Raw genomic sequence first — 19,585 nt, forward strand, 5'->3', positions numbered from 1 at the left:
TGGCCATGCATCCTCGACTCATATCCCGTAATCACGCAGCACAACCCATGCCCGCACTCATCACTGAACGCGAACTCGACTTCCTGCTGTACGAGTTTCTCGACACCGCAGATCTCGCCGCGCGAGCGCGCTATGCAGATCATTCTCGCGAGGTGTTCCAGCAGACGCTGCAGGCAGCCCGGCGGATCGCCACAGAGCTGTTCGCGCCCCACTACGCCAAGGGCGACCAGCACGAACCCGTCTTCCGCGAGGGCGGCGCCGTCGTTATCCGGGGAGCGCATGAAGCCTGGCAGGGCTTCGCGCAAGCCGGTTTCCTCAGCGCGCACTGGGACGAAGACGAGGGCGGCCTGCAACTGCCGGAGGTAATCCTGCGCGCTGCGATGTCCTTGTTCTTCTGCGCCAACGTGTCTACCGCGGGATATCCATTCCTCTCGATCGGCGCGGCCAACCTGCTGCGCTCGTTCGGCAGCGATGAACTGAAGCGACGGTACCTTGCTGCCATGGGCACTGGCGACGCCGCCGGTACCATGTGCCTCACGGAACCGGGGCAGGGTTCCGCGCTCGGCGACATCAAGACCTACGCGGTGCCGCAGCCGGACGGGACTTACCGGATCTTCGGGCAGAAGATGTTCATCTCCGGCGGGGACCAGGACATCACCGGCAACATCGTGCACATGGTGCTCGCCCGGATCCAGGGCGCACCGCCGGGCGCGCGGGGCATCTCGCTGTTCCTGGTCCCCAAGTGGCTGGCCGATGGCGCGGGTCGCCCGGCCGAGCGCAACGACGTGGCCCTGGCCGGATTGCTGCACAAGATGGGGTGGCACAACCTGACGTCCACCGTCCTCTCGTTTGGCGAAACACGAGGCGCAGTCGGGTTCCTGCTGGGCCAGGCGAACCGCGGGCTCGCCCACATGTTCCAGATGATGAACGAAGCGCGCATCGGGGTCGGCCTGATGGGCGCCTGCCTCGCGTACAGCGGCTTCGCCGAATCGCTGGGCTACGCGCGCGAGCGGCCGCAGGGGCGCTTGCCCTCGGCCAAGGACCCGCTGTCGCCGCAGGTGCGACTGATCGAGCACGCCGATGTGCGCCGCATGCTGATCGCGCAGAAGGTCTACGCGGAGGGCTCCCTGGCCTTGTGCATGTATGCCACTTCGCTGTTCGAGGACCAGCACACGCACCCCGACCCGCAGCAGCGCGCTTCGGCGCAGCTGTTGCTGGACCTGCTGACCCCGGTGGTCAAGTCCTGGCCCGCCAGGTATGGCTGCGCCTCGAACGACTTGGCCATGCAGGTGCTGGGCGGAGCGGGTTATACGCGCGACTATCCCCTGGAGCAACTCTACCGGGATCAGCGCCTGAACCCGATCCACGAAGGCACGGAGGCGATCCACGCCCTGGACCTGCTGGCTCGGAAGATCGTCATGCAGGAGGGCGCTGCGTTCGAACTGCTGCGCTCGACCATCGTGTCGGAGGCGCAGCGTGCGCACGAACACGGACAGTTGCGCGACCACAGCCGAAGCCTTCAGGAAGCACTGGAGGAACTCGCGCGCACGACCGCCCTGATCCGGGAAAGACAGGCGGCAGACATGGACCTGGCCCTGGCCAATGCAACGGTGTACCTCGACGCGTTCGGCCGGGTCGTCATGGCCTGGATCTGGCTGAAGCAAGCCTCGGTCGCCATGCGCGGCCTTGCCGCGGTCGCCACCGCCGCTGATACCGACTACCTGCGCGGGAAGCTTCAGGCCGCGGAGTTCTATTTCCGTTGGGAACTGCCTGTCACGGGCGCGCAATTTGCGCTCCTGAATCGCTTCGACAGAACGCCCCTCGACATGAAGGATGAATGGTTTCTATGAATGAAGTCCTCCAAATGGAACAGCACGGAGCCGTAGCCGTGGTGTCAATCGTCAACCCGCCCGTCAATGCGCTTTCCAGGGAAGTTCGTACGCGCTTGTGGGGAATGCTGACGGCCCTGGAAGAAGATGCGTCCGTACGCGCAGTGGTGCTGCGCGGCGGGGGCCGGATGTTCAGCGCTGGCGCGGACATCGGCGAGTTCCAGCAGGGCGGTGCCGCCATGTTTGCCGGTCGCGACCCGCTCGAGATCACGAGCGGCATCGACAGCATGACGAAGCCGGTGATCGCCGCGATCCACGGCTCCGCGCTCGGCGGAGGGCTGGAACTGGCATTGGGCTGCCACTATCGGGTTGCCACTGCGGACGCGCGCATGGGTCTGACGGAAATCCTCCTGGGCGTACTCCCGGGCGCGGGTGGGACGCAGCGGCTGCCCCGCCTGGTCGGTTGCAAGAACGCGGCGGATCTGATGCTCACCGGACGCACGGCGGACGGTAGCGAGGCGCTTCGGATCGGCCTGGTCGACACGCTGGTGGAAGGCGACCTTAGCACCGAAGCAGTCGCCTTCGCGAACCAGGTCCTGGAGGGCGCCACCGGCGTGCGCCGCGTGCGCGACCTCCCGCCTGCAACTTCCATCGAGGCCGCCGACCTGGCGCTGATCGTCGACGCTGCCTCGAAAAAGCGCGGTCAGCGCCAGGCAGCACTCAATATTGCGGAATGCGTGGAGGCTTCGACGCGACTCGGATTCGACGAGGGCGTCCTTCTCGAGCGTGAGCGCTTCGTTGCCTGCAACTCGTCCGAGGCAGCGGCCGCTCTGCAGCACGGCTTCTTCGCCCGACGCGAAGCCCAGAAGTCCCCCGACGTCCCGGCGGGCACCGAGCCGCGGCGGATCGACAAAGTCGGGATCCTCGGCGGCGGCACCATGGGGCGCGGCATCGCGATGGCTTTCGCCAACGCGGGGATTCCGATCGAGCTGGTGGAGGTCGACCAGGCACGTGCTGCGCTGGCGCGCGAAGCAGTCGACGACGAGTATCGCCGCCTCGCAACCGCGGGCAAGCTGACGGAATCCGAGGCCGCCCTGCGGGCCGGATGCATCCAGCTGCGCACCGGCTACGACGAGCTTGCGTCTTGCGATCTCGTGATCGAAGCCGTGTTCGAGGACCTGCAGGTCAAACTCCAGGTCGCGCGGGAACTCGGGGCCCGGTGCCGGCCCGGTGCCATCATCGCAAGCAACACGTCCACCCTGGACATTGACCTGCTCGCCGCGGCGAGCGGGTGCGCGCCCGACTTCGTCGGCATGCACTTCTTCAGCCCCGCCAACGTCATGCGCCTGCTGGAGATCGTGCGCGGCAAGGAAACGTCGCCCGATGTACTCGCCACCGTCCTCGGTCTGGCCCGACGGCTCGGGAAGGATCCTGTGGTGAGTGGCGTGTGCTGGGGTTTCATCGGAAATCGCATGCTGGAGCCGTACCTGCGCGAAACCGAAGCGCTGCTCCTCGAGGGAGCATCACCCCGGCAGATCGATGACGCGCTGGAGCAATTCGGCATGGCGATGGGGCCTTGCCGGATGATGGATCTCGCCGGGGTCGACGTCGTTGCGAAGGTGGTTGACGAACGTGCAAAGCAGGGTGCGCTCCCCGACGATCCTATGTATCGCATCGTGTGTCGCGAGATGCACGCGCAAGGGCGGCTCGGCCAGAAGACCGGCCAGGGCTTCTACCGCTACGAGGGCCGGCGAACGATAGAAGATCCGGAGAGTGTGACCGCCATTCGCCAGTTGGCGCAGCGCGTTGGACATCCGGGCCGCGAATCTGCGATCGAGGCTGGCGAAATCGTCGAGCGCTGCCTCTTGCCGTTGATCAACGAAGGGCAGCGGATCATCGCGGAAGGCATTGCATACCGCAGTTCCGACATCGACGTCGTGTGGCTGTCGGGTTATGGATTTCCGCCGGAACGTGGCGGCCCCATGTTCTACGGGCAGCGCCTGGGCAGCCGGCACCTGCTCGATCGCTTGGCGCATTACGCGATGCAGCAAGGCGACAGGTACGGGTACTGGGCTCCTGCGGAAGGACTGAAGCGACCTAAATGACCTTGTCCGCGCGAAGTGCTGCGGAATGGATGGCGGCCTGTATGTGCGCAACCGTCGCTGCCAATTGGCTTCCTACCCGTTGGATCTGTTCCTCGGGCGATACGGCCCCGTAAGCCATGCCCAGGCTCACAGCCAGCCGGTGCCCATTGAAACCGGCCAGCGGCATCGCCACTCCTGTCCATCCCGGGACAAGTCGGCTGGTCGCGTGGCACATGCCGTAGCGTTCGTATTGTTCTACAGCCATCCGGGCGCATTCCCGAAGCGAGTCGGCCCGGTCCGGTTCGGCAACGCACATCTGGTGAAGCAGCGCCTCCCGCGCCGCTGCCTTGCTGCTCGCAAAGAGGACGCAACCAGCCGAGCTTTCGAGCAGGTGACGCTGGGTGCCTATGTCAGGCAACTGCTCCCCATTGCTTCCCCTCCATACCTCGACATACACAGACTGCAGGCGGTCCGCCACAGCGACGCACACGGAGCCGCCGGTTTCGGCCGTCAGCCTGTGGATGTGGGGCCGCAGCAGTGCGCGCTCCGGCAGCGCGGCAAGAAGCGGGTATGCGATCGCCAGTACCTTGGGCGTGATGGCGTATGTTCGTCGCAACGGCACGCTGCGGAGATAGCCCAGCTCGGTGAGGGTGTGCGTCAAGCGGGCGACCGTAGCAGGCGGCAACCCGGACCTGCGGGCGATTTGACCATTCCCGAGTTCTTCCTCGGCAGCCGTGAAGCAAGTCAGGATCCGCATGCCCCTCGCGAGGGAGTTGACAAAATCGGCGTCCTTCTCCATCAATTGTCTCCGGGGCCCGCAGCTAAACGACACGCTAAGAGTTGCCGGCGCACACTACAAGGCGCTCGACCCGGAAGTCTTACCCGAATCGACACCTGGTCAAGAAGCAAACCTGCAAGCGCCTTCTTCCGCCTGACGGAAAACTGGCGTCTGGGGCAACACGATGGCCATCATAGCTGCCGTCAGTCTTAGAAAAGCAAAGCTGCTGCGTGGTCGCTTCGGCCTCCGCGCCGGCCTTTTGCATTCTATCGCAATACGCCTTCTGGCGCCCAATTCCGGCACCAGGTAAGTGAAGAGAAGCATGCGATCGTCCTACGCCTGTGCCGACGCAGAATCAATTTCAAATGGGGACTTAAAGTGGATCAGCTAGGTTTTCGGCTCAAGCTCGGTGTGGTGACTCCGTCTGTTAACACAGTCGTTCAACCCGAATACGACGGCATGAGGCCGCGCGGAGTCACTAATCACATTGCAAGAATGCATATACGTGATGACATTGAGATTCACGATACGGCGTCGTGGGCGCAAGTTGTGCGCAACATCGACGAGTCGCTGGATGCTGCTGTAGAGCGGGTGCTGACCTGCGAACCCGATGCCGTCGTGATGGGTGTTTCCATCGAGGCCGTGTACGGAGACCCCCGGGCAGGAGCGGCCATTGAAGCGCGACTGCGCGCCAAGTTTGGAGCGAACCTCAAACTGGTGCACGCAGGTAGCGCGATACCCGCGGCGCTGCGCGCCTACGGCATAACGGGGGGCCGGGTCAGCGTAGTCACACCGTATCAGCCTGCTGCGGAAGAGCATATTTCCGACTTCTTGGGTGCGGCCGGTTATGAATTGGCTGACTCGCGCCATCTGGCCTGCCGCACTACGGTAGGAATCGCTCATGTTACCGGCGAGACGCTGCGAGAAAAATTGCGGGAGCTGGCGGCTGGCCAACCCAGTGCGATCATTCAATTCGGCGCGAACATGTGCATGGCCCGTATTGCCGATGAGGCCGAGCGATGGCTGAACCTGCCAGTGATTGCGGTGAACGCCGCAACCTACTGGCACGCCCTTCGCACCAACGGCATCCCGGATCAGATCGATGGCTATGGGCGGCTCATGGCTGAGCACTGACTGCGCCCAATCATCTTGCGCCGAATCGGCGAGAACGTGACGCAGAGCCTCGATGACGTTCCCGGGCGGCAGCGAATCTGCGGGCGATGACCTCATGCCATTCCCGCGATTCCATCTCCTGCTGAAACAAGGAACAAGGACATGACCTCCAAGCGATCGCTGCGCATCGGCGGCGCCTGCGCCTTCTGGGGCGACAGCAACAAAGCGGTGGAGCAACTGGTGCGGCACGGCAACACGGACGTGCTCGTGTTCGACTATCTGGCGGAACTGACTCTGTCGATCATGGCGAACGCCCGCACCAAGAATCCGGAACACGGCTACGCAACCGATTTCGTCGTCGCTGTGGCCCCCATGCTGAAGGAGATCGCGGTGCGCAAGACGATCCTCCTCAGCAACGCGGGCGGAATGAATCCGCAGGCCTGCGCGCGCGCGTTGCGCACGGCGGCGGAGGTGGCCGGCGTGTCGTTGCGCATTGCCGTCGTCGAGGGTGACGACCTTTTGCCGCAGCAGGCGGCCGTGCAGGCTGAAGGCGTGACGGAAGCCTTCTCTGGCGCGCCATTGCCGTCCTCCCTCACCAGCATGAACGCCTATCTCGGCGCGTTGCCGATCGTGGCCGCGCTGCGCCGCGGCGCCGACGTGGTCATTACCGGGCGCGTCGTGGACAGTTCGTTGGCGCTGGCCGCACTGATCCATCACTTCGGCTGGAGCACCGACGACTACGATCGCCTCGCGGCAGGAAGCCTCGTCGGGCACATCCTGGAATGCACGACGCAGACGACAGGCGGCTTGTTCACGGACTGGTGGAAGGTCCCGGGCTGGGACAACATGGGTTATCCCATCGCCGAGTGCTATGCCGACGGCAGTTTCGTCCTGTCGAAGCCGGAAGGCACCGGTGGCCTGATTCAGCCCCTTGTTGTCGCGGAGCAGATGCTCTACGAGATTACGGATCCGGCCAACTATCTGCTGCCGGATGTGCGTTGCGATTTCACCGGCGTCACCATCAGCGCAGCGGGCGATAACAAGGTTCACGTCTCCGGTGCCCGGGGTGGGGCTCCGACATCAACGTACAAGGTCAGTGCCACGTGGCTCGATGGATACCGGCTCTCGACGACGCTGACCTTCGTGGGCGCCGATGCCGTTGCCATGGGCCGGCGGGCCGCTGAGGCCATTTTCAAACGCAGCCGGCGGCTGATGGCCGAGGCCGGGCACGAAGACTTCACCGAGACCAACCTCGAAGTGCTCGGAGGCGAAACAGCTTCGTTCGGCCAACATGCGCGACCCGATGCGCGCGAGGTGGTCGTGCGGCTCTCCGCCCGCCATCGCAACGAGAAAGCCCTGCGCATCCTCGCCACCGAGGTCGCGCCAATGGGCATCATGGGCGCACCGGGCACCACCGGTTTCAGCGGCCGACCCAAGATCTCGCCGGTCTTCCGCCTGTTCTCCTTCCTCTGGGACAAGCAACGCGTGCCCATCACGGTGGACGTGGATGGCGAGCGGGAAGCGCTTCCGCAGATCGCCGTGAGGGGATGCGCGGAACCATTCCCGGGCATCCGCTACGGGACGGCCGACACTCCCAAAGGCGAGCGCAAGACCGTTCCGCTTTCAGCGATCGCCGTTGCGCGCAGCGGCGACAAAGGCGACACCGCGCACCTTGCAGTCATCGCCCGCAAACCCCAATTCGCCCACCTGATCGGGGAGCAACTCGGCTCAGAAGCCGTGGCACGGTGGTTCGCCCACCTCGCACGCGGTCCGGTGACGCGCTACGAGGTGCCGGGCGTGAACGCCTACAACTTCGTTCTGCAGCAAGCCCTTGGCGGAGGAGGCGCGGCGTCGCTGCGCAATGACCCGCTGGGCAAGACGCTGTCGCAGGTCGTGTTGTGCCATCCGATTCGCGTCCCGACGGCGTGGCTCGCCGATACGGAGCCAGGTTATTCCGGGGCCGCAGCCGACTGAGGCGAGGCGCGCCCATCTCGATGCATGAAGGACAACGAGGAGCCCTGATTTGAACGAAACCCCGACGATGGTCACTGCCGCCGGTGACGACCTGCTGGTCCGGCGTGATGGGCCGGTGCTGCGACTGACGCTCAACCGGCCGCAGCGTCGCAATGCCGTGACGGATGCCCTGCTCCTGGCCTTGCGCGACGCCGTGAAGGCCGCGTCCGATGATTCCTCCGTGCGCGTGATCGTGCTGACCGGCGAGGGCGACAAGGCCTTCTGTGCGGGGGCCGACCTGACGCCGGGCGACACACCCTTCAAGCCCGATTTCGCCCGCCTGCAGTCGCCGCTGGGCGAGCTGTCACGCGCCGTTCATGCGTGCCGCACACCAATCGTGGGCCGCATCAACGGCGTGTGCGTGGCCGGCGGCATGGGCCTGTTCGGCCTGTGCGACATGGCGATCGCCTGCGACACCGCCAGGTTCGGTCTGCCGGAAGTGAAGGTCGGCATCTTCCCGATGCAGATCCTGACCACCTTGCGCGACCTGATCCCGCGGCGGATTCTCAACGAGATGTGCATGACGGGCCGGCCGATCGACGCTGCCACAGCGTTCGGGCTCGGTTTGCTGAACAAGGTGGTGCCGTTCGCGGAGCTCGACCAGGCTGTCGACGCGCTGGTCGCCGACCTCCTGGCGGTTTCCCCGCTTGCCCTGCGGCGCGGCAAGTACGCCATGCGCGCCGTAGAGGCTATGGATTTCCACCAGATGATGGCGTTCACGGAGACGGCGATTCCGTCCATGATCCAGACGGAAGACGCGCGCGAGGGTTTGGCTGCGTTCAACGAACGCCGGGCGCCGCAGTGGCGCGGCCGCTGAGCGTCGGCTCTGGCGCCTTCGCATGAGGAGCTTCCAGCACATCGCACCGCTCGGCAGCTTGAAATTCCCGTCATTCCCAACATCACACCCGGGCTAGATTGGCCGCGAGCGACTCCAATGCCTTCCTTCCAAGATTTCCACCAGCGTTCGTTGCAGCACCCGGACATGTTCTGGGCCGAACAGGCACGCCTGATCGATTGGCACGTGCAGCCCAGGCAAGTTTGCGACGCCAGCAGACCGCCGTTCGTGCGCTGGTTCGTCGGCGGCCAGACCAACCTGTGCCACAACGCGGTGGACCGGCACCTGGAAGCCGAGGCCGATCGGCCGGCGCTGATCTGCGTTTCGAGCGAGACCGACCAGGAACGTGTTTACACCTTTCGCGAGTTGCACCGCAAAGTGCAGACGATGGCGGCGACGATGCAGGCGCTTGGGGCGGGCAAGGGCAGCCGCGTGCTGATCTACATGCCGATGGTCGCGGAAGCAGCCTTTGCCATGCTGGCGTGCGCGCGCATCGGCGCCATCCACTGCGTCGTTTTCGGCGGCTTCGCCTCGGTTTCGTTGGCCTCACGCATCGACGACTTCTCACCCAACATCATCGTCAGTGCCGACGCGGGCTCGCGCGCAGGCAAGGTGCTGGCGTACAAGCCCTTGCTCGATGAGGCCATTCGCCTGTCGCAGCACAAGCCCGACGCGGTGCTTTTGGTCGATCGTGGTTTGGCCCCGATGGAGAAAGTGCCCGGGCGCGACCACGACTGGGCCACGTTGGCCGAACAGCACGCACGCACGGAAGTCCCCTGCACCTGGCTCGAAGCCACCGACACCAGCTACACGATCTACACCAGCGGCACCACGGGCCGGCCGAAAGGCGTGCAGCGGGACGTGGGCGGCTACGCGGTGGCGCTCGCCGCCAGCATGAAGCACATCTTCCTGGGTGAGCCCGGGGAGACCTTCTTCTCCACCAGCGACATCGGCTGGGTGGTGGGCCACAGCTACATCGTGTATGGGCCGCTGATCGCCGGCATGGCGACCATCATGTATGAGGGCTTGCCGGTCCGCCCCGACGCCGGCATCTGGTGGAGCCTGGTGGAGAAGCACAAGGTGACGGGCATGTTCAGCGCGCCGACGGCCGTGCGTGTGCTGAAGAAGCATGACTCGGCCTTCCTGAAGAAATACGACCTCTCCACGCTCAAGGCGCTGTTCCTGGCCGGCGAGCCGCTCGACGAGCCCACCGGGCGCTGGATCCATGAAGGCCTGGGCGTTCCCATCATCGACAACTATTGGCAGACCGAAAGCGGCTGGCCGATCCTGACCATCGCCAATGGCGTGGAGAAGAAGGCCAGCAGGTTCGGCAGCCCCGGCGTGCCGATGTACGGCTTCGACGTGCGCATCGTGCACGAGGCCACCGGTGAGGAGCTGACCGGGCCGAAACAGAAGGGGGTGGTGGTGGTCAAGGGCCCAACGCCGCCAGGGTTCATGCAGACCGTCTGGGGCGACGACGAGCGTTACGTGGAGACTTATTGGTCCAGTATTCCGGGGCAGCAGGTCTACAGCACCTTCGACTGGGGCATCCGCGACGAGGACGGCTACTTCTACATCCTGGGCCGCACCGACGACGTGATCAACGTGGCCGGGCATCGACTGGGCACGCGCGAGATCGAGGAGAGCATTTCCAGCCACCCGAACGTCGCTGAAGTCGCTGTGGTCGGCGTCGCCGATCCGCTCAAGGGGCAGGTCGCGATGGCGTTCGCGGTGGTCAAGGACGCCTCGGCGCTGCCCGACGACCACGCGAAGCTGAAGCTCGAAGGCGAGATCATGAAGCTGGTCGACGAGCAGATCGGTGCGGTCGCCCGCCCGGCGCGGGTGCACTTCGTCACCATGCTGCCCAAGACCCGCAGCGGCAAGCTGCTGCGCCGCGCGATCCAGGCTGTTTGCGAAGGACGGGACCCGGGTGACCTCACGACCATTGAGGATCCTGGCGCACTGCAGCAGATCCGTGACGTCCAGTGAGGAGCGACGTGCTAGTCTTGGCGGCGAGGTCTCTGAGAATCCCGGTCGCGCGTGTGCGGCGCGGCAATGGGTTTGGGCGAGGAGGCCCACACGCGCGGCGTTTCGGCCGACGCCTGCCTCAGGATGGCAGCACGAACGCTTTGTACGTGTGCCATTGCTGCCAAGTCGGCGCCGTCCTCGTCACCTGCCAGCACTTCGCGAGCAATCACCTGGTAATCTTGCAACCGAATCTGCTGCAAATCGGGCAAGGTGTACTGCGCATAGACGATGGGCATTTGGATGCTCGCGAACAGGCGCCGCAGTTCGCGGTTGTTTGCGAGCGAGAGCAGGGCGCGATAGTACGCGCGCCTCGCCTTTGCAAAAGCCGCCGAGTCGCCAGCGTCGGCGCCGGCGACCAGCGCGCCGACTGCGGCCGCCAACGACTCCCCGTCAGCGCCTTGGCCCACCGCGCGAGCCGCTGCCTTGGCCAGCAGTCCGCTGATGCGCTCCGCTACATCGAGCACGTCCAGCGTCTCCTGCAAGGAGAGCAGCCGGATGGCGGCTCCCTTGTGTCGCGACAGTTCGACGACCCCCTCCGCTGCAAGCCGCTGCAACGCTTCGCGCACTGAATTGCGACTGACTTCGAACGATGCCGCCAGGTCCACTTCCACCAGGCGCTGACCGGGAACCAATTGGCGCGCTTCCAACGCGTAAAGAATGCCGGTCAAGACAACGTCGGCTGCGCTGCGGTCCTCCTGCTCGCTGACGTTGTCCGAGGCGATGATCATCCGCTGTATCGTAACGCGCACTGCCAGCCGAGTTCCGCCAGCGGTTCCGCCTTGCGCCCCGTCTCCAGTGCATCGGCCGCTGCGGCGGTGCCGTCCGCGGCGCGCTGCGCGATTCCATGCAGGATCGCCGCCATGCGGAACAGGTTGAACGCGAGATAGAAGTCCCAGTGCCGCGCGGGATCGAGGCCGGTCGCATCCACGTACAGCCGCATGTACTCGGCCTCGGTCGGTATCCCCAACTGCTGTAGATCCAATCCGGCGATGCCGCGCCACAGTTGCGGCGCGATGTGCCAGCTCATGCAGTGTGCGGAGAAGTCCGCCAGCGGGTGGCCCAGCGTCGACAGCTCCCAATCGAGCACTCCGATGATGCGCGGCTCGGTCGGATGGAACACCACGTTGTCGAGGCGATAGTCGCCGTGGACGACAGCCGTGGTGTCGTCCGCGGGGATATGCTGCGGCAACCAGTCCATCAGGCGACGCATCGCGGCGGGCAAAGGAATGGAGGAGGCCTCGCACTGGCGCGACCAGCGGCCGATCTGGCGCGCGAAGTAATTACCGGGCTTTCCGAAGTCGCCCAAACCCAGCTCGCGGTAATCGGCCCTGTGCAGTGCCGCGATGACGCGGTTCATATCGCGGTACATGGCGCTGCGCGCCGCCGGGGTTACGCCCGGCAACGACTGGTCCATGAAAACGCGACCTTCGAGGAACTCCATGACGAAGAACTCGGTGCCCAGAACACCGGCGTCCGCGCAATAAGCGAGCATCCGCGGCACCGGCACCTCAGTGTCCTGCAAGGCTTTCATCACGCGGTACTCGCGATCGATCGCATGCGCGGAGGCCAGGAGCAGCCCCCGCGGCTTCGTGCGCAGCACGACGTGGCGATCGCCCGTGTCCGCGAGGAAGGTTGGATTCGACTGACCGCCGGCCAGCGATTTCAGTGCGACGTCATCGCCGGTGGCGATCGACTGCGTGCGTAGCCACTCCGCCAGCGCCCTCGTGTCCGGTCTGTTCATAAGGAGCTCACGAGGTGTCCGCCATCGACGGCCAGGGTGGCTCCGGTCATCGCCGCGCCAGCGTCCGAGGCCAGCAGCAGCATCGGCCCGTCGAGGTCGCGCAGTTCACTGAAGCGGCGGGTCGGGATGCGACTTTGGAGCTTGCGGCCGGCTTCGGATGCGAGAAAGTCGCGATTGAAGCCGGTGACGACGTAGCCGGGTAGCAGGGCGTTGACACGGATGCTGTAGCGCGCGAGTTCGAGCGCCATCGCCTTGGTCGCCTGCACCAGTCCAGCCTTGGAAATTGCATAGGGAGCGACGCCGCCGGCCACCCGCTCCCCCAGGATGGAGGCGACGTTGACGATGCACCCGCCGTGACCGGCAGCGCGCATGCGGCGTGCCGCCTCGGTGGCGATCAACCAGGCGCCCTTCAGGTTGGCATCGAGCACCGCGTCGTAGTCGGCCTCGCTTTGCTCGAGCAGCGGCTTGGTGACCGTGACGCCCGCGTTGTTGACCACAATGTCAGGCGCACCCCAGGTGGCCAGTTCATCCAGGCAGCGTTTCACGCTCGCCGAATCGGTGACGTCGAGGGCAACGGCGCGTGCTTCTCCACCGTCCTGCACGATGATTTCCACCTGCGCGTGCAGCTTGTCCGTGCGTCGCGCGCCCAGCGCGACACGTGCGCCCGCGGAGGCGAGCAGCTTCGCAAAGTGCGGGCCCAGCCCGCTGGAACCTCCGGTGATCAGGGCGAAGCGGCCATCCAGCCGGAAGCGATCCAGCGCGTTCATCAGCGCTGCTCTTTCTGCTCGACGATCTTTCGCGCCATGCTCCAGCGGTGCACCTCGCTCGGGCCGTCGTAGATGCGAAAGGCGCGCATGTCGGTGAAGATGCGCATGGCGGCGGATTCACGGGTCACGCCCCGGCCGCCAAGCACCTGCACGCTGCGGTCCACGACGCGCCATTGCGCCTCCGAGCAGACGACCTTTGCTCGGCTGGACTCGAAGTTGCACTTCTTCCCCTGGTCCAGCAGCCACGCGGTGTGCCAGATGTGCAGGCGCGCGGTGTGCATATCCATGTCGTTGTCGGCCAGCATGAATCCGACGCCTTCGTGTTCGGCCAAGGGCTTGCCGAACGCGTGCCGATTGCGTGCGTACGCCACTGCTTCGTCATGGGCGCGGCGCGCCTGGCCGAGCCAGCGCATGCAATGCGTGAGACGCGCGGGCGCGAGGCGCACCTGCGCGTAACGGAATCCCTTCCCGAGTTCGCCGAGCACGTCTTCCGCGGGTACCCGCAGGTTCTCGAATCTCAGCACGCCGTGTCCGCCGGGAAAGCAGCGGTCCATGGCGTCGAGGTTTCGCTCGAGCCGGATGCCTGGCCGGTTCATGTCGCTCAGGAACATGGTGGCCGACCCGTCTTCCATGCGGGCCATGATGATGGCGTAGTTGGCGCCTTCGGCACCGGTGATCATCCACTTGGTTCCGCAGATGACGTAGTCGTCGCCATCGCGCACTGCCCTGGTCTGCAGCATGCCAGGGTCCGAGCCGGCGCCTGGGTCGGGCTCGGTCATCGCGAAGCAGGAGCGTGTGCGGCCCTCCACCTGCGGACGCAGCCAGCGCTCCTTCTGCGCGGCCGTGGCGACTTCGTCCATCAGGTGAATGTTGCCTTCGTCGGGGGCGTTGATGTTGAGCGCTACCGGCCCCAGGAAGGAGTAACCGGCTTCCTCGAACACCACCGCCTTGGCAAGGTGCGTCAAAGCCATGCCGCCCATCTCCCTGGAAGCGTGCGGCGTGAGAAGGCCGGCACGCCGCGCCCGCGCCACGAGTTCTGTACGCAGCGCGTCGCTCGGGCCGTGCGCGTGCGGGTCTTGCTCGTTTTCGAGCGGAATGATCTGGCTGGCTATGAAGGTCCGGGTGCGCTCCTGCAGGTCGAGAAGGTCGGGTGAAAGAGTGAAGTCCATGGAGCTCGGCGGCAGGCAATTAATGGCAAATTGTAGAACAAAATCATCCTACAATATCGTTTTCCAATCACCGGGCGGCTGCCGCCCGCCTCGACAACCCGACCCATGACAACTCAACGCGAAATCTTCTTCGTCGGTGCCGCTCGCGCGCCGATCGGCACGTTCGGCGGCGCTCTGAAGGATGTGCCGCTCACGCAGCTCGCCACTGCAACCGTCAAATCCGCTCTCGAACGCAGCGGTGCCGATCCGGCCACGGTTGGGCATCTGGTCATGGGCAACGTGATCCCCACTGATGTGCGTGACGCGTACCTGTCGCGCGTTGCTGCCATCGAAGCCGGACTGCCGGAACAAACCCCGGCCCTTAACGTGAACCGCTTGTGTGGCTCGGGCCTGCAGGCGATCGTGTCGGCCGCACAGATGGTGATGCTCGGCGACGCGGAGGTCGCTATAGGCGCCGGCGCCGAATCCATGAGCCGGGCCCCATACCTCATGCCGACGGCACGCTGGGGCGGACGCATGGGCGACATGACGGCGATCGACTACATGCACGGGGTGCTGCACGATCCATTTCACCGCATCCACATGGGGATCACAGCGGAAAACGTGGCGGCGCGCGATGGCATCACGCGCGAAATGCAGGACCAGCTGGCACTGGAAAGCCAGCAGCGCGCCGCGCGCGCCATCGCGGAAGGTCGTTTCAAGTCGCAGATCGTGCCTGTGGAGATCACCTCCAGGAAAGGCACCATCTTGTTTGATACCGACGAACATGTTCGCGCCGACGTCACGGCTGACCAGTTGGCGAAGATGAAGCCTGCGTTCAGGAGCGACGGCACCGGGACAGTCACCGCTGGCAATGCATCCGGGATCAATGATGGAGCCGCCGCCGTGGTGCTCGCCAATGGAGCCGCCGTGAAGGGAGGCAGCCTGAAACCGCTGGCGCGCTTGGTGAGTTATGCGCACGCCGCGCTCGACCCGCAGATCATGGGGCTCGGCCCAGTGCCGGCCAGCCGTCTTGCGCTCAAGCGGGCGGGGCTGTCGGTGCAGCAACTCGATGTTGTTGAATCCAACGAGGCGTTCGCGGCCCAGGCGTGCGCGGTGACGCGCTCGCTGGATCTGGATCCGGCCAAGGTGAACCCCAACGGCTCCGGCATCTCCCTCGGCCATCCGGTCGGGGCCACTGGTGTGATCATTACGATCAAGGCGATCCATGAACTGCAGCGGATCGGCGGGCGCTATGCGCTGGTCACCATGTGCATCGGAGGCGGCCAGGGCATCGCCGCCGTCCTGGAGCGCGTGTGACATGGCCAAAACCTTCAGGCGGTTGAACGTGATGTAGTCCGAGATCACTCTCCACCGACCGTCCTGCAGTTGCGACAGGCGGGCATGGGGATCCCCCAATTGCTTCGCTGGGCTGAAGATCGCCTCCGAAATGCCGAACATGTCGCGCGGGATCACTATGCTGTCGAGCACACGCAGGAATGATACTGTTGTGAGTTCCGGCCCTGCCTTTTGAGCGACGCGAATGAACGCGTCCATCAGGTGATATCCGTACACCGCGTATTCGCTCGGCTCCTCGTTGTACTTGGTGCGATACTTCGATGCCCAGAAGCGCACCTGGGCGATCGACTCATCGGGGTAGGGGAGTTGCGCGGTCATGGTCGCCAGCAAGCCGCCCATGGCCTTGCCTCCCAATCGCTGCACGCTGTCTGTGTAGCCGCCCATCGTAGCCGAGAAGACGGGATTGAACCCCGTCTTGCGCGCTTCGAGAATCGTGCCCAACAGCGCACGTCGCGGGCCTGGGCTGTTAAAGGTCTGCTTTCGGCCAATTCTGTTGAAAAACCCGTCTCGAACGCTGGGCTTCCCACGATACGCGGCCCTAGTTTTTTGGGTTCGAGTTCGTCACCAGGATCGAATCTGTCGCGAAGCTCGTGCAGGCGTTCTCACGCCTGCTTGAAGTGCATTACCTGAATGCTTGGCATCAATCGCTTTGCCAACGACAACTAGCCCCGCGTGGCGCCGACCGCTTCGGCTCGAGGCCTGGATGTACTCGGCGGTCTCCTCGGGCACGCCGTCCATGGTCATCAGGTTGACGCGCTCCAGGTCGACACCATGGCTAATCATGTTCGTCGCAACGAGTGCGTCCAGGAACCCTGTGTCCTCCCATTTCGGCGGACTTTCTACCCGGTGTACAAGGTCGGCCACCTCGGCGCTAGAAGAACGGCTGGAGTGAAATTCCACCTTCAGGTCCCGAGCAGCGCTCTGCCGCAGCTTCGATGCCACGTCGTCGAGGACCTGCTTCACCCGGGAGCCCTTTTGAAGGCTGCCTACGTAGTTCAGGGTGGTGGTGTAGTACGTAAGCAGCTCATGGACATCCGCGTCGGTCACCAACTGGCTGCGAGAAGGAGACGAAGAGGTTGTCGCTCCGCGACACTTCGAGGAATTCGAGATTCTGGCGGCGGAATCGGGGGCGTTTTCTACGCCGGAACGACTGAGAGCTACGTTCAACGCGGTCCAGCGGGAGCGCGGGACGAACCGAGCGGCCGGCCGGACTCTGAAGAACTTTCTGCGGGCTGTCGTATCCGGAGACGGCTACGACGAAGCGCTGAGTAGTGCGCGAAAGCTAGACGCTGCACTGGGCGATGTGCTTCACGCGGTGGAAGTGCTGTAAGTCGTGGGCACCGCCCGCGTCGTAAAGGGCGAGCTGCATCCCATCGAGATTCTTCCGGTCCCTCAGGATTACCAATATGACCGTCGTGTGTGGGCCGTGGGGCACAACACGAGCGTCGTGGCAAGCGAGAACGACTCGGAGATTCGCACTGCTGCTCTGGCCATGTATGAGCAGCCCCGCATCATGACGAGGGATGCGGTGAAGGCACGGTTCGCGGAACTCGCGAAGGACCACTTCCAAACGCTCAATGCCATCTACGAGGAGATGGTGGCGTACGCGAATCACTGGAAGTTGAATGTCCTTGCGGGTAACAGCCTCAAGCTCGACCCGCTTGCGTTCGAGCAGTGCACGACGGACTTCGCCGGCTTCGAAGACAAAATCAAGCGTTTCGCATGTGGCGTAGCTGCGCTCCGCGCCGACGAGCGCCTGCTGACCGCCTTCAAGGCGATGAACCGCGTCATGGGGAAGCTCGCGCGCGGGTACGACGCGTGGCGACTGTTTCAGCTGGTGTTCATCGTCAGCGTCGCTTCTTGCACCGGAGGGGCAACGACAACGCGCAGTGCGGTGCAGTCACGCGCTGACCTGAGCAGGTCCGGCAGCTGCTCGAGTGTTCGGGGGTGGGAGGCGTCAATCACGACCGCGCCAAAGCGCCTGCCGGCGGCGCTCTTTGCCATCCAGCCGGGGTTTGCGACGAGGAGCCGCGGTTTGTCCGCTTTCTGCGCGCCGGAGTAGCGCGATGCGAGAACAAGTCCCAGCAATCCTTCAGCTTCTGGTATGAGCCGATAGGGAGCTCGTCCAGCACGCTCTTAGTTTTCGAAACAGCCTGGCTGACAAGCAGCACGCCGCCGCGCAGCAGCCTCCGAGCCTCCTTAGGCGGCAATTTGCCCGCACCGTGCGCATGCGCGTGGTCACCGACCAGGAGCGCTGCCGTGACCTGGCGGCCAACATGAGCGGTTGCTTCAGGAACGGCAAAAACAAGGGATTGCTCGGCGGCTCTGGCCAGCAGCGCCGCTCTCACGCACAGGGCACCGCTGATTCGCTCGAAAGGCTTGGCTCCCGCGGGCAGCACAGGCTTTCGCAGCAGCGCATCCGTCACGCGCTGTGTCGAAACGCGGAAAGCCGTGTTCCACATCAGGCAATCTGCCGGGTCGCCTTTGGGCGCTCCAGCTGCTCCAAGTAGGTCTGTCGCAAGGCACTCGAGTCGCCCGCTGCTACGCAGGCCGCCAGGGCAAGCCCAATTGCGGCCAGGTTTTTCTCTTCTGGAGAGCGAGCCGCAAATTCGAGGCGTACCTCCGGTGAGTGCAGCTCCGCGATTGCGCACTCGATGACGAGGTCGTGCAGCATCGCCTGCACGTTTCGCTTGCAATGGTCGCTGTCGTTTTCGGCCTTGACTACCGCCAGCGCACGCACATGAAACCCTGCTTGCGCAATCGCACCGGCGAGAGCCTTCCACGCCACCAGCCTTTTGTTGTGGAACGTGAGAACCAGGGCACCGTCTCGCGCGAGTGTTCGGCGGCTTTCGCGCAGACACGCTGCAATGGTTTGCTGGTAGTCGTCCGCCGAGGTGCCGCGGACCGAGTTCGGCACCGCCTCCTGTGATTCATCGACGGCCACGGCGAGGTCGTACGTCCGCAGCCAAGCCTGAAAGAGCCGCGCGAGCTCGCCGTACTGCACGTCATCGAAGTACGGGCGGTCGGTCAAAACGACATTCACCGACCGGTCCGGGAGCAACTGCTTGCTGCTGCTCCCGGTTGTGACAAGCACATCCCAGTCCGAATGCATCCGTCCACGACGTGACGTGGTTGAAGAGACCACCTTGGGGAGCGAAGCGCGGTCCTGAAACAACCATTCGTGACCGAGAGCTACCTTTTCAAGCCTTTTGACGAGGGTGCCTCGCCCGACTGGCGAAAGCAGGTTCGCCTCCACGCACAGAGGAGTCGGGGTGTAGCGGTGGTTTGCCATGCCCTCGAACGGCTTCAGATGGAAGCGGTCCCAGCGGCTAAGCAGAGCGGGCATCTTGCGGCTCCGAGCGCAGCGAAGGCGGGTCGGTCCCGAACTGCCTGCGAGGCATTCAGGGTTTGTACTGCTTGGAGCGCGCGATTCAGAACGGTGATTTGCCGGCCCGAGTAGAGGTCGGCCCAGACTCGAAAGCCATTCGCCAGGAGCCGCTTGGTTTCGAGCCCATTCGGGATTGCTTCGGACAGCGCATTCGGAACTTCACTCACGTCATCCAGTGCGACAGGGTCATCAGCAGCAACAAGTCTCAGGCGCGCCCGCGGCTGTTCGCCGAGCCAGTAGAGCTCTTGGACCAGCACTGAGTGCCAAGTGGCGAAGAGGAGCTGCTCGTGTTTGCAGTGCGCGCACCCTGACGCTGCGCGACTTGTCGACCACCGGTGTCCGCACGAAGGACACCCAAAGCTCGCCACGTCGCGTCGACGAAGGCACACCTCGCCGCAAGCGCGGCACCCGAAGTAGGCGTGCGTCTCTCCGACGCTGCGACTGAGGACGGAAATCAGCGCCGAAAGGAACTCGAAGGTCCGTTGCTCACAAACCTGGCAGG

General features: G+C 64.6%; 15 protein-coding genes and 1 pseudogene. 8 read left to right on the forward strand and 8 right to left on the reverse strand.

What is annotated here, in order from left to right:
• The first annotated feature begins 47 nt into the window (after positions 1–47).
• Positions 48–1,850 carry an acyl-CoA dehydrogenase gene (locus AC1DNF_RS00655; protein WP_478146591.1) on the forward strand — a complete coding sequence of 601 codons (1,803 nt, stop codon included), beginning with the start codon at positions 48–50 and terminating at the stop codon, positions 1,848–1,850.
• Positions 1,847–3,934, forward strand: coding sequence for a 3-hydroxyacyl-CoA dehydrogenase NAD-binding domain-containing protein (locus AC1DNF_RS00660; RefSeq protein ID WP_478146592.1), 2,088 nt, complete (start codon positions 1,847–1,849; stop codon positions 3,932–3,934). Before AC1DNF_RS00655 ends, AC1DNF_RS00660 begins: the two co-directional genes overlap by 4 nt.
• On the opposite strand, the gene AC1DNF_RS00665 is transcribed toward AC1DNF_RS00660, so the two are convergent.
• A complete protein-coding gene (locus AC1DNF_RS00665) occupies positions 3,927–4,712 on the reverse strand; it encodes an IclR family transcriptional regulator (protein WP_478146593.1) in 786 nt (261 codons plus the stop codon). The genes AC1DNF_RS00660 and AC1DNF_RS00665 overlap by 8 nt on opposite strands.
• A 474-nt stretch (positions 4,713–5,186) precedes the next feature.
• Here AC1DNF_RS00665 and AC1DNF_RS00670 point away from each other — a divergent pair, with 474 nt between their 5' ends.
• The 4 genes from AC1DNF_RS00670 (at position 5,187) to AC1DNF_RS00685 (ending at position 10,641) form a co-directional block, all read left to right on the forward strand.
• Positions 5,187–5,825, forward strand: a complete 639-nt coding sequence (locus AC1DNF_RS00670) for a maleate cis-trans isomerase family protein (protein WP_478146594.1) — start codon at positions 5,187–5,189, stop codon at positions 5,823–5,825.
• Positions 5,826–5,966: 141 nt separating this feature from the next.
• A complete protein-coding gene (locus AC1DNF_RS00675; RefSeq protein ID WP_478146595.1) occupies positions 5,967–7,778 on the forward strand; it encodes an acyclic terpene utilization AtuA family protein in 1,812 nt (603 codons plus the stop codon).
• Positions 7,779–7,827: 49 nt separating this feature from the next.
• On the forward strand, positions 7,828–8,634 hold the full coding sequence (locus AC1DNF_RS00680) for an enoyl-CoA hydratase-related protein (RefSeq protein ID WP_478146596.1): 807 nt from the start codon (positions 7,828–7,830) through the stop codon (positions 8,632–8,634).
• Positions 8,635–8,751: 117 nt separating this feature from the next.
• Complete coding sequence (locus AC1DNF_RS00685) at positions 8,752–10,641, forward strand: propionate--CoA ligase (protein ID WP_478146597.1); 1,890 nt, start codon at positions 8,752–8,754, stop codon at positions 10,639–10,641.
• Positions 10,642–10,652: 11 nt separating this feature from the next.
• Here AC1DNF_RS00685 and AC1DNF_RS00690 read toward each other — a convergent pair whose 3' ends face one another.
• The 4 genes from AC1DNF_RS00690 to AC1DNF_RS00705 are packed head-to-tail and all read right to left on the reverse strand — an operon-like array spanning position 10,653 to position 14,357.
• Complete coding sequence (locus tag AC1DNF_RS00690) at positions 10,653–11,408, reverse strand: GntR family transcriptional regulator (protein ID WP_478146598.1); 756 nt, start codon at positions 11,406–11,408, stop codon at positions 10,653–10,655.
• Positions 11,405–12,421, reverse strand: coding sequence for a phosphotransferase family protein (locus AC1DNF_RS00695; RefSeq protein WP_478146599.1), 1,017 nt, complete (start codon positions 12,419–12,421; stop codon positions 11,405–11,407). The genes AC1DNF_RS00690 and AC1DNF_RS00695 overlap by 4 nt, the downstream gene beginning before the upstream one ends.
• Positions 12,418–13,188, reverse strand: coding sequence for an SDR family NAD(P)-dependent oxidoreductase (locus AC1DNF_RS00700; RefSeq protein WP_478146600.1), 771 nt, complete (start codon positions 13,186–13,188; stop codon positions 12,418–12,420). Before AC1DNF_RS00700 ends, AC1DNF_RS00695 begins: the two co-directional genes overlap by 4 nt.
• Positions 13,188–14,357, reverse strand: a complete 1,170-nt coding sequence (locus AC1DNF_RS00705) for an acyl-CoA dehydrogenase family protein (RefSeq protein WP_478146601.1) — start codon at positions 14,355–14,357, stop codon at positions 13,188–13,190. The genes AC1DNF_RS00700 and AC1DNF_RS00705 overlap by 1 nt, the downstream gene beginning before the upstream one ends.
• A 105-nt stretch (positions 14,358–14,462) precedes the next feature.
• Here AC1DNF_RS00705 and AC1DNF_RS00710 point away from each other — a divergent pair, with 105 nt between their 5' ends.
• Complete coding sequence (locus tag AC1DNF_RS00710; RefSeq protein WP_478146602.1) at positions 14,463–15,656, forward strand: acetyl-CoA C-acyltransferase family protein; 1,194 nt, start codon at positions 14,463–14,465, stop codon at positions 15,654–15,656.
• Between the two features lie 144 nt (positions 15,657–15,800).
• Here the strand turns inward: AC1DNF_RS00710 and AC1DNF_RS00715 are convergent.
• Positions 15,801–16,136: pseudogene (locus AC1DNF_RS00715) on the reverse strand (ABC transporter substrate-binding protein); the annotation flags it as partial.
• Positions 16,137–16,256: 120 nt separating this feature from the next.
• Positions 16,257–16,742 (reverse strand): helicase-related protein, encoded by a 486-nt coding sequence (locus AC1DNF_RS00720; protein WP_478146603.1) that lies wholly within the window; start codon positions 16,740–16,742, stop codon positions 16,257–16,259.
• A 286-nt stretch (positions 16,743–17,028) separates the two neighbouring features.
• On the opposite strand from AC1DNF_RS00720, the gene AC1DNF_RS00725 reads away from it, so the two are divergent.
• Positions 17,029–17,757, forward strand: a complete 729-nt coding sequence (locus AC1DNF_RS00725; protein WP_478146604.1) for a hypothetical protein — start codon at positions 17,029–17,031, stop codon at positions 17,755–17,757.
• Between the two features lie 399 nt (positions 17,758–18,156).
• Here the strand turns inward: AC1DNF_RS00725 and AC1DNF_RS00730 are convergent, their stop codons facing one another.
• A complete protein-coding gene (locus AC1DNF_RS00730) occupies positions 18,157–19,041 on the reverse strand; it encodes a hypothetical protein (protein WP_478146605.1) in 885 nt (294 codons plus the stop codon).
• Positions 19,042–19,585 lie beyond the last annotated feature (544 nt).

The organism is Variovorax sp. 01T432 (assembly GCF_056398605.1).

What these genes read in the sequence shown, in the direction of transcription:
- AC1DNF_RS00730 (WP_478146605.1), bottom strand. Translation starts at nt 19,041, where the DNA reads ATGCCCGCTCTGCTTAGCCGCTGGGACCGCTTCCATCTGAAGCCGTTC.
- AC1DNF_RS00700 (WP_478146600.1), bottom strand. Translation starts at nt 13,188, where the DNA reads ATGAACGCGCTGGATCGCTTCCGGCTGGATGGCCGCTTCGCCCTGATC.
- AC1DNF_RS00685 (WP_478146597.1), top strand. Translation starts at nt 8,752, where the DNA reads ATGCCTTCCTTCCAAGATTTCCACCAGCGTTCGTTGCAGCACCCGGAC.
- AC1DNF_RS00675 (WP_478146595.1), top strand. Translation starts at nt 5,967, where the DNA reads ATGACCTCCAAGCGATCGCTGCGCATCGGCGGCGCCTGCGCCTTCTGG.
- AC1DNF_RS00670 (WP_478146594.1), top strand. Translation starts at nt 5,187, where the DNA reads ATGCATATACGTGATGACATTGAGATTCACGATACGGCGTCGTGGGCG.
- AC1DNF_RS00655 (WP_478146591.1), top strand. Translation starts at nt 48, where the DNA reads ATGCCCGCACTCATCACTGAACGCGAACTCGACTTCCTGCTGTACGAG.
- AC1DNF_RS00710 (WP_478146602.1), top strand. Translation starts at nt 14,463, where the DNA reads ATGACAACTCAACGCGAAATCTTCTTCGTCGGTGCCGCTCGCGCGCCG.
- AC1DNF_RS00660 (WP_478146592.1), top strand. Translation starts at nt 1,847, where the DNA reads ATGAATGAAGTCCTCCAAATGGAACAGCACGGAGCCGTAGCCGTGGTG.
- AC1DNF_RS00705 (WP_478146601.1), bottom strand. Translation starts at nt 14,357, where the DNA reads ATGGACTTCACTCTTTCACCCGACCTTCTCGACCTGCAGGAGCGCACC.
- AC1DNF_RS00695 (WP_478146599.1), bottom strand. Translation starts at nt 12,421, where the DNA reads ATGAACAGACCGGACACGAGGGCGCTGGCGGAGTGGCTACGCACGCAG.
- AC1DNF_RS00690 (WP_478146598.1), bottom strand. Translation starts at nt 11,408, where the DNA reads ATGATCATCGCCTCGGACAACGTCAGCGAGCAGGAGGACCGCAGCGCA.
- AC1DNF_RS00665 (WP_478146593.1), bottom strand. Translation starts at nt 4,712, where the DNA reads ATGGAGAAGGACGCCGATTTTGTCAACTCCCTCGCGAGGGGCATGCGG.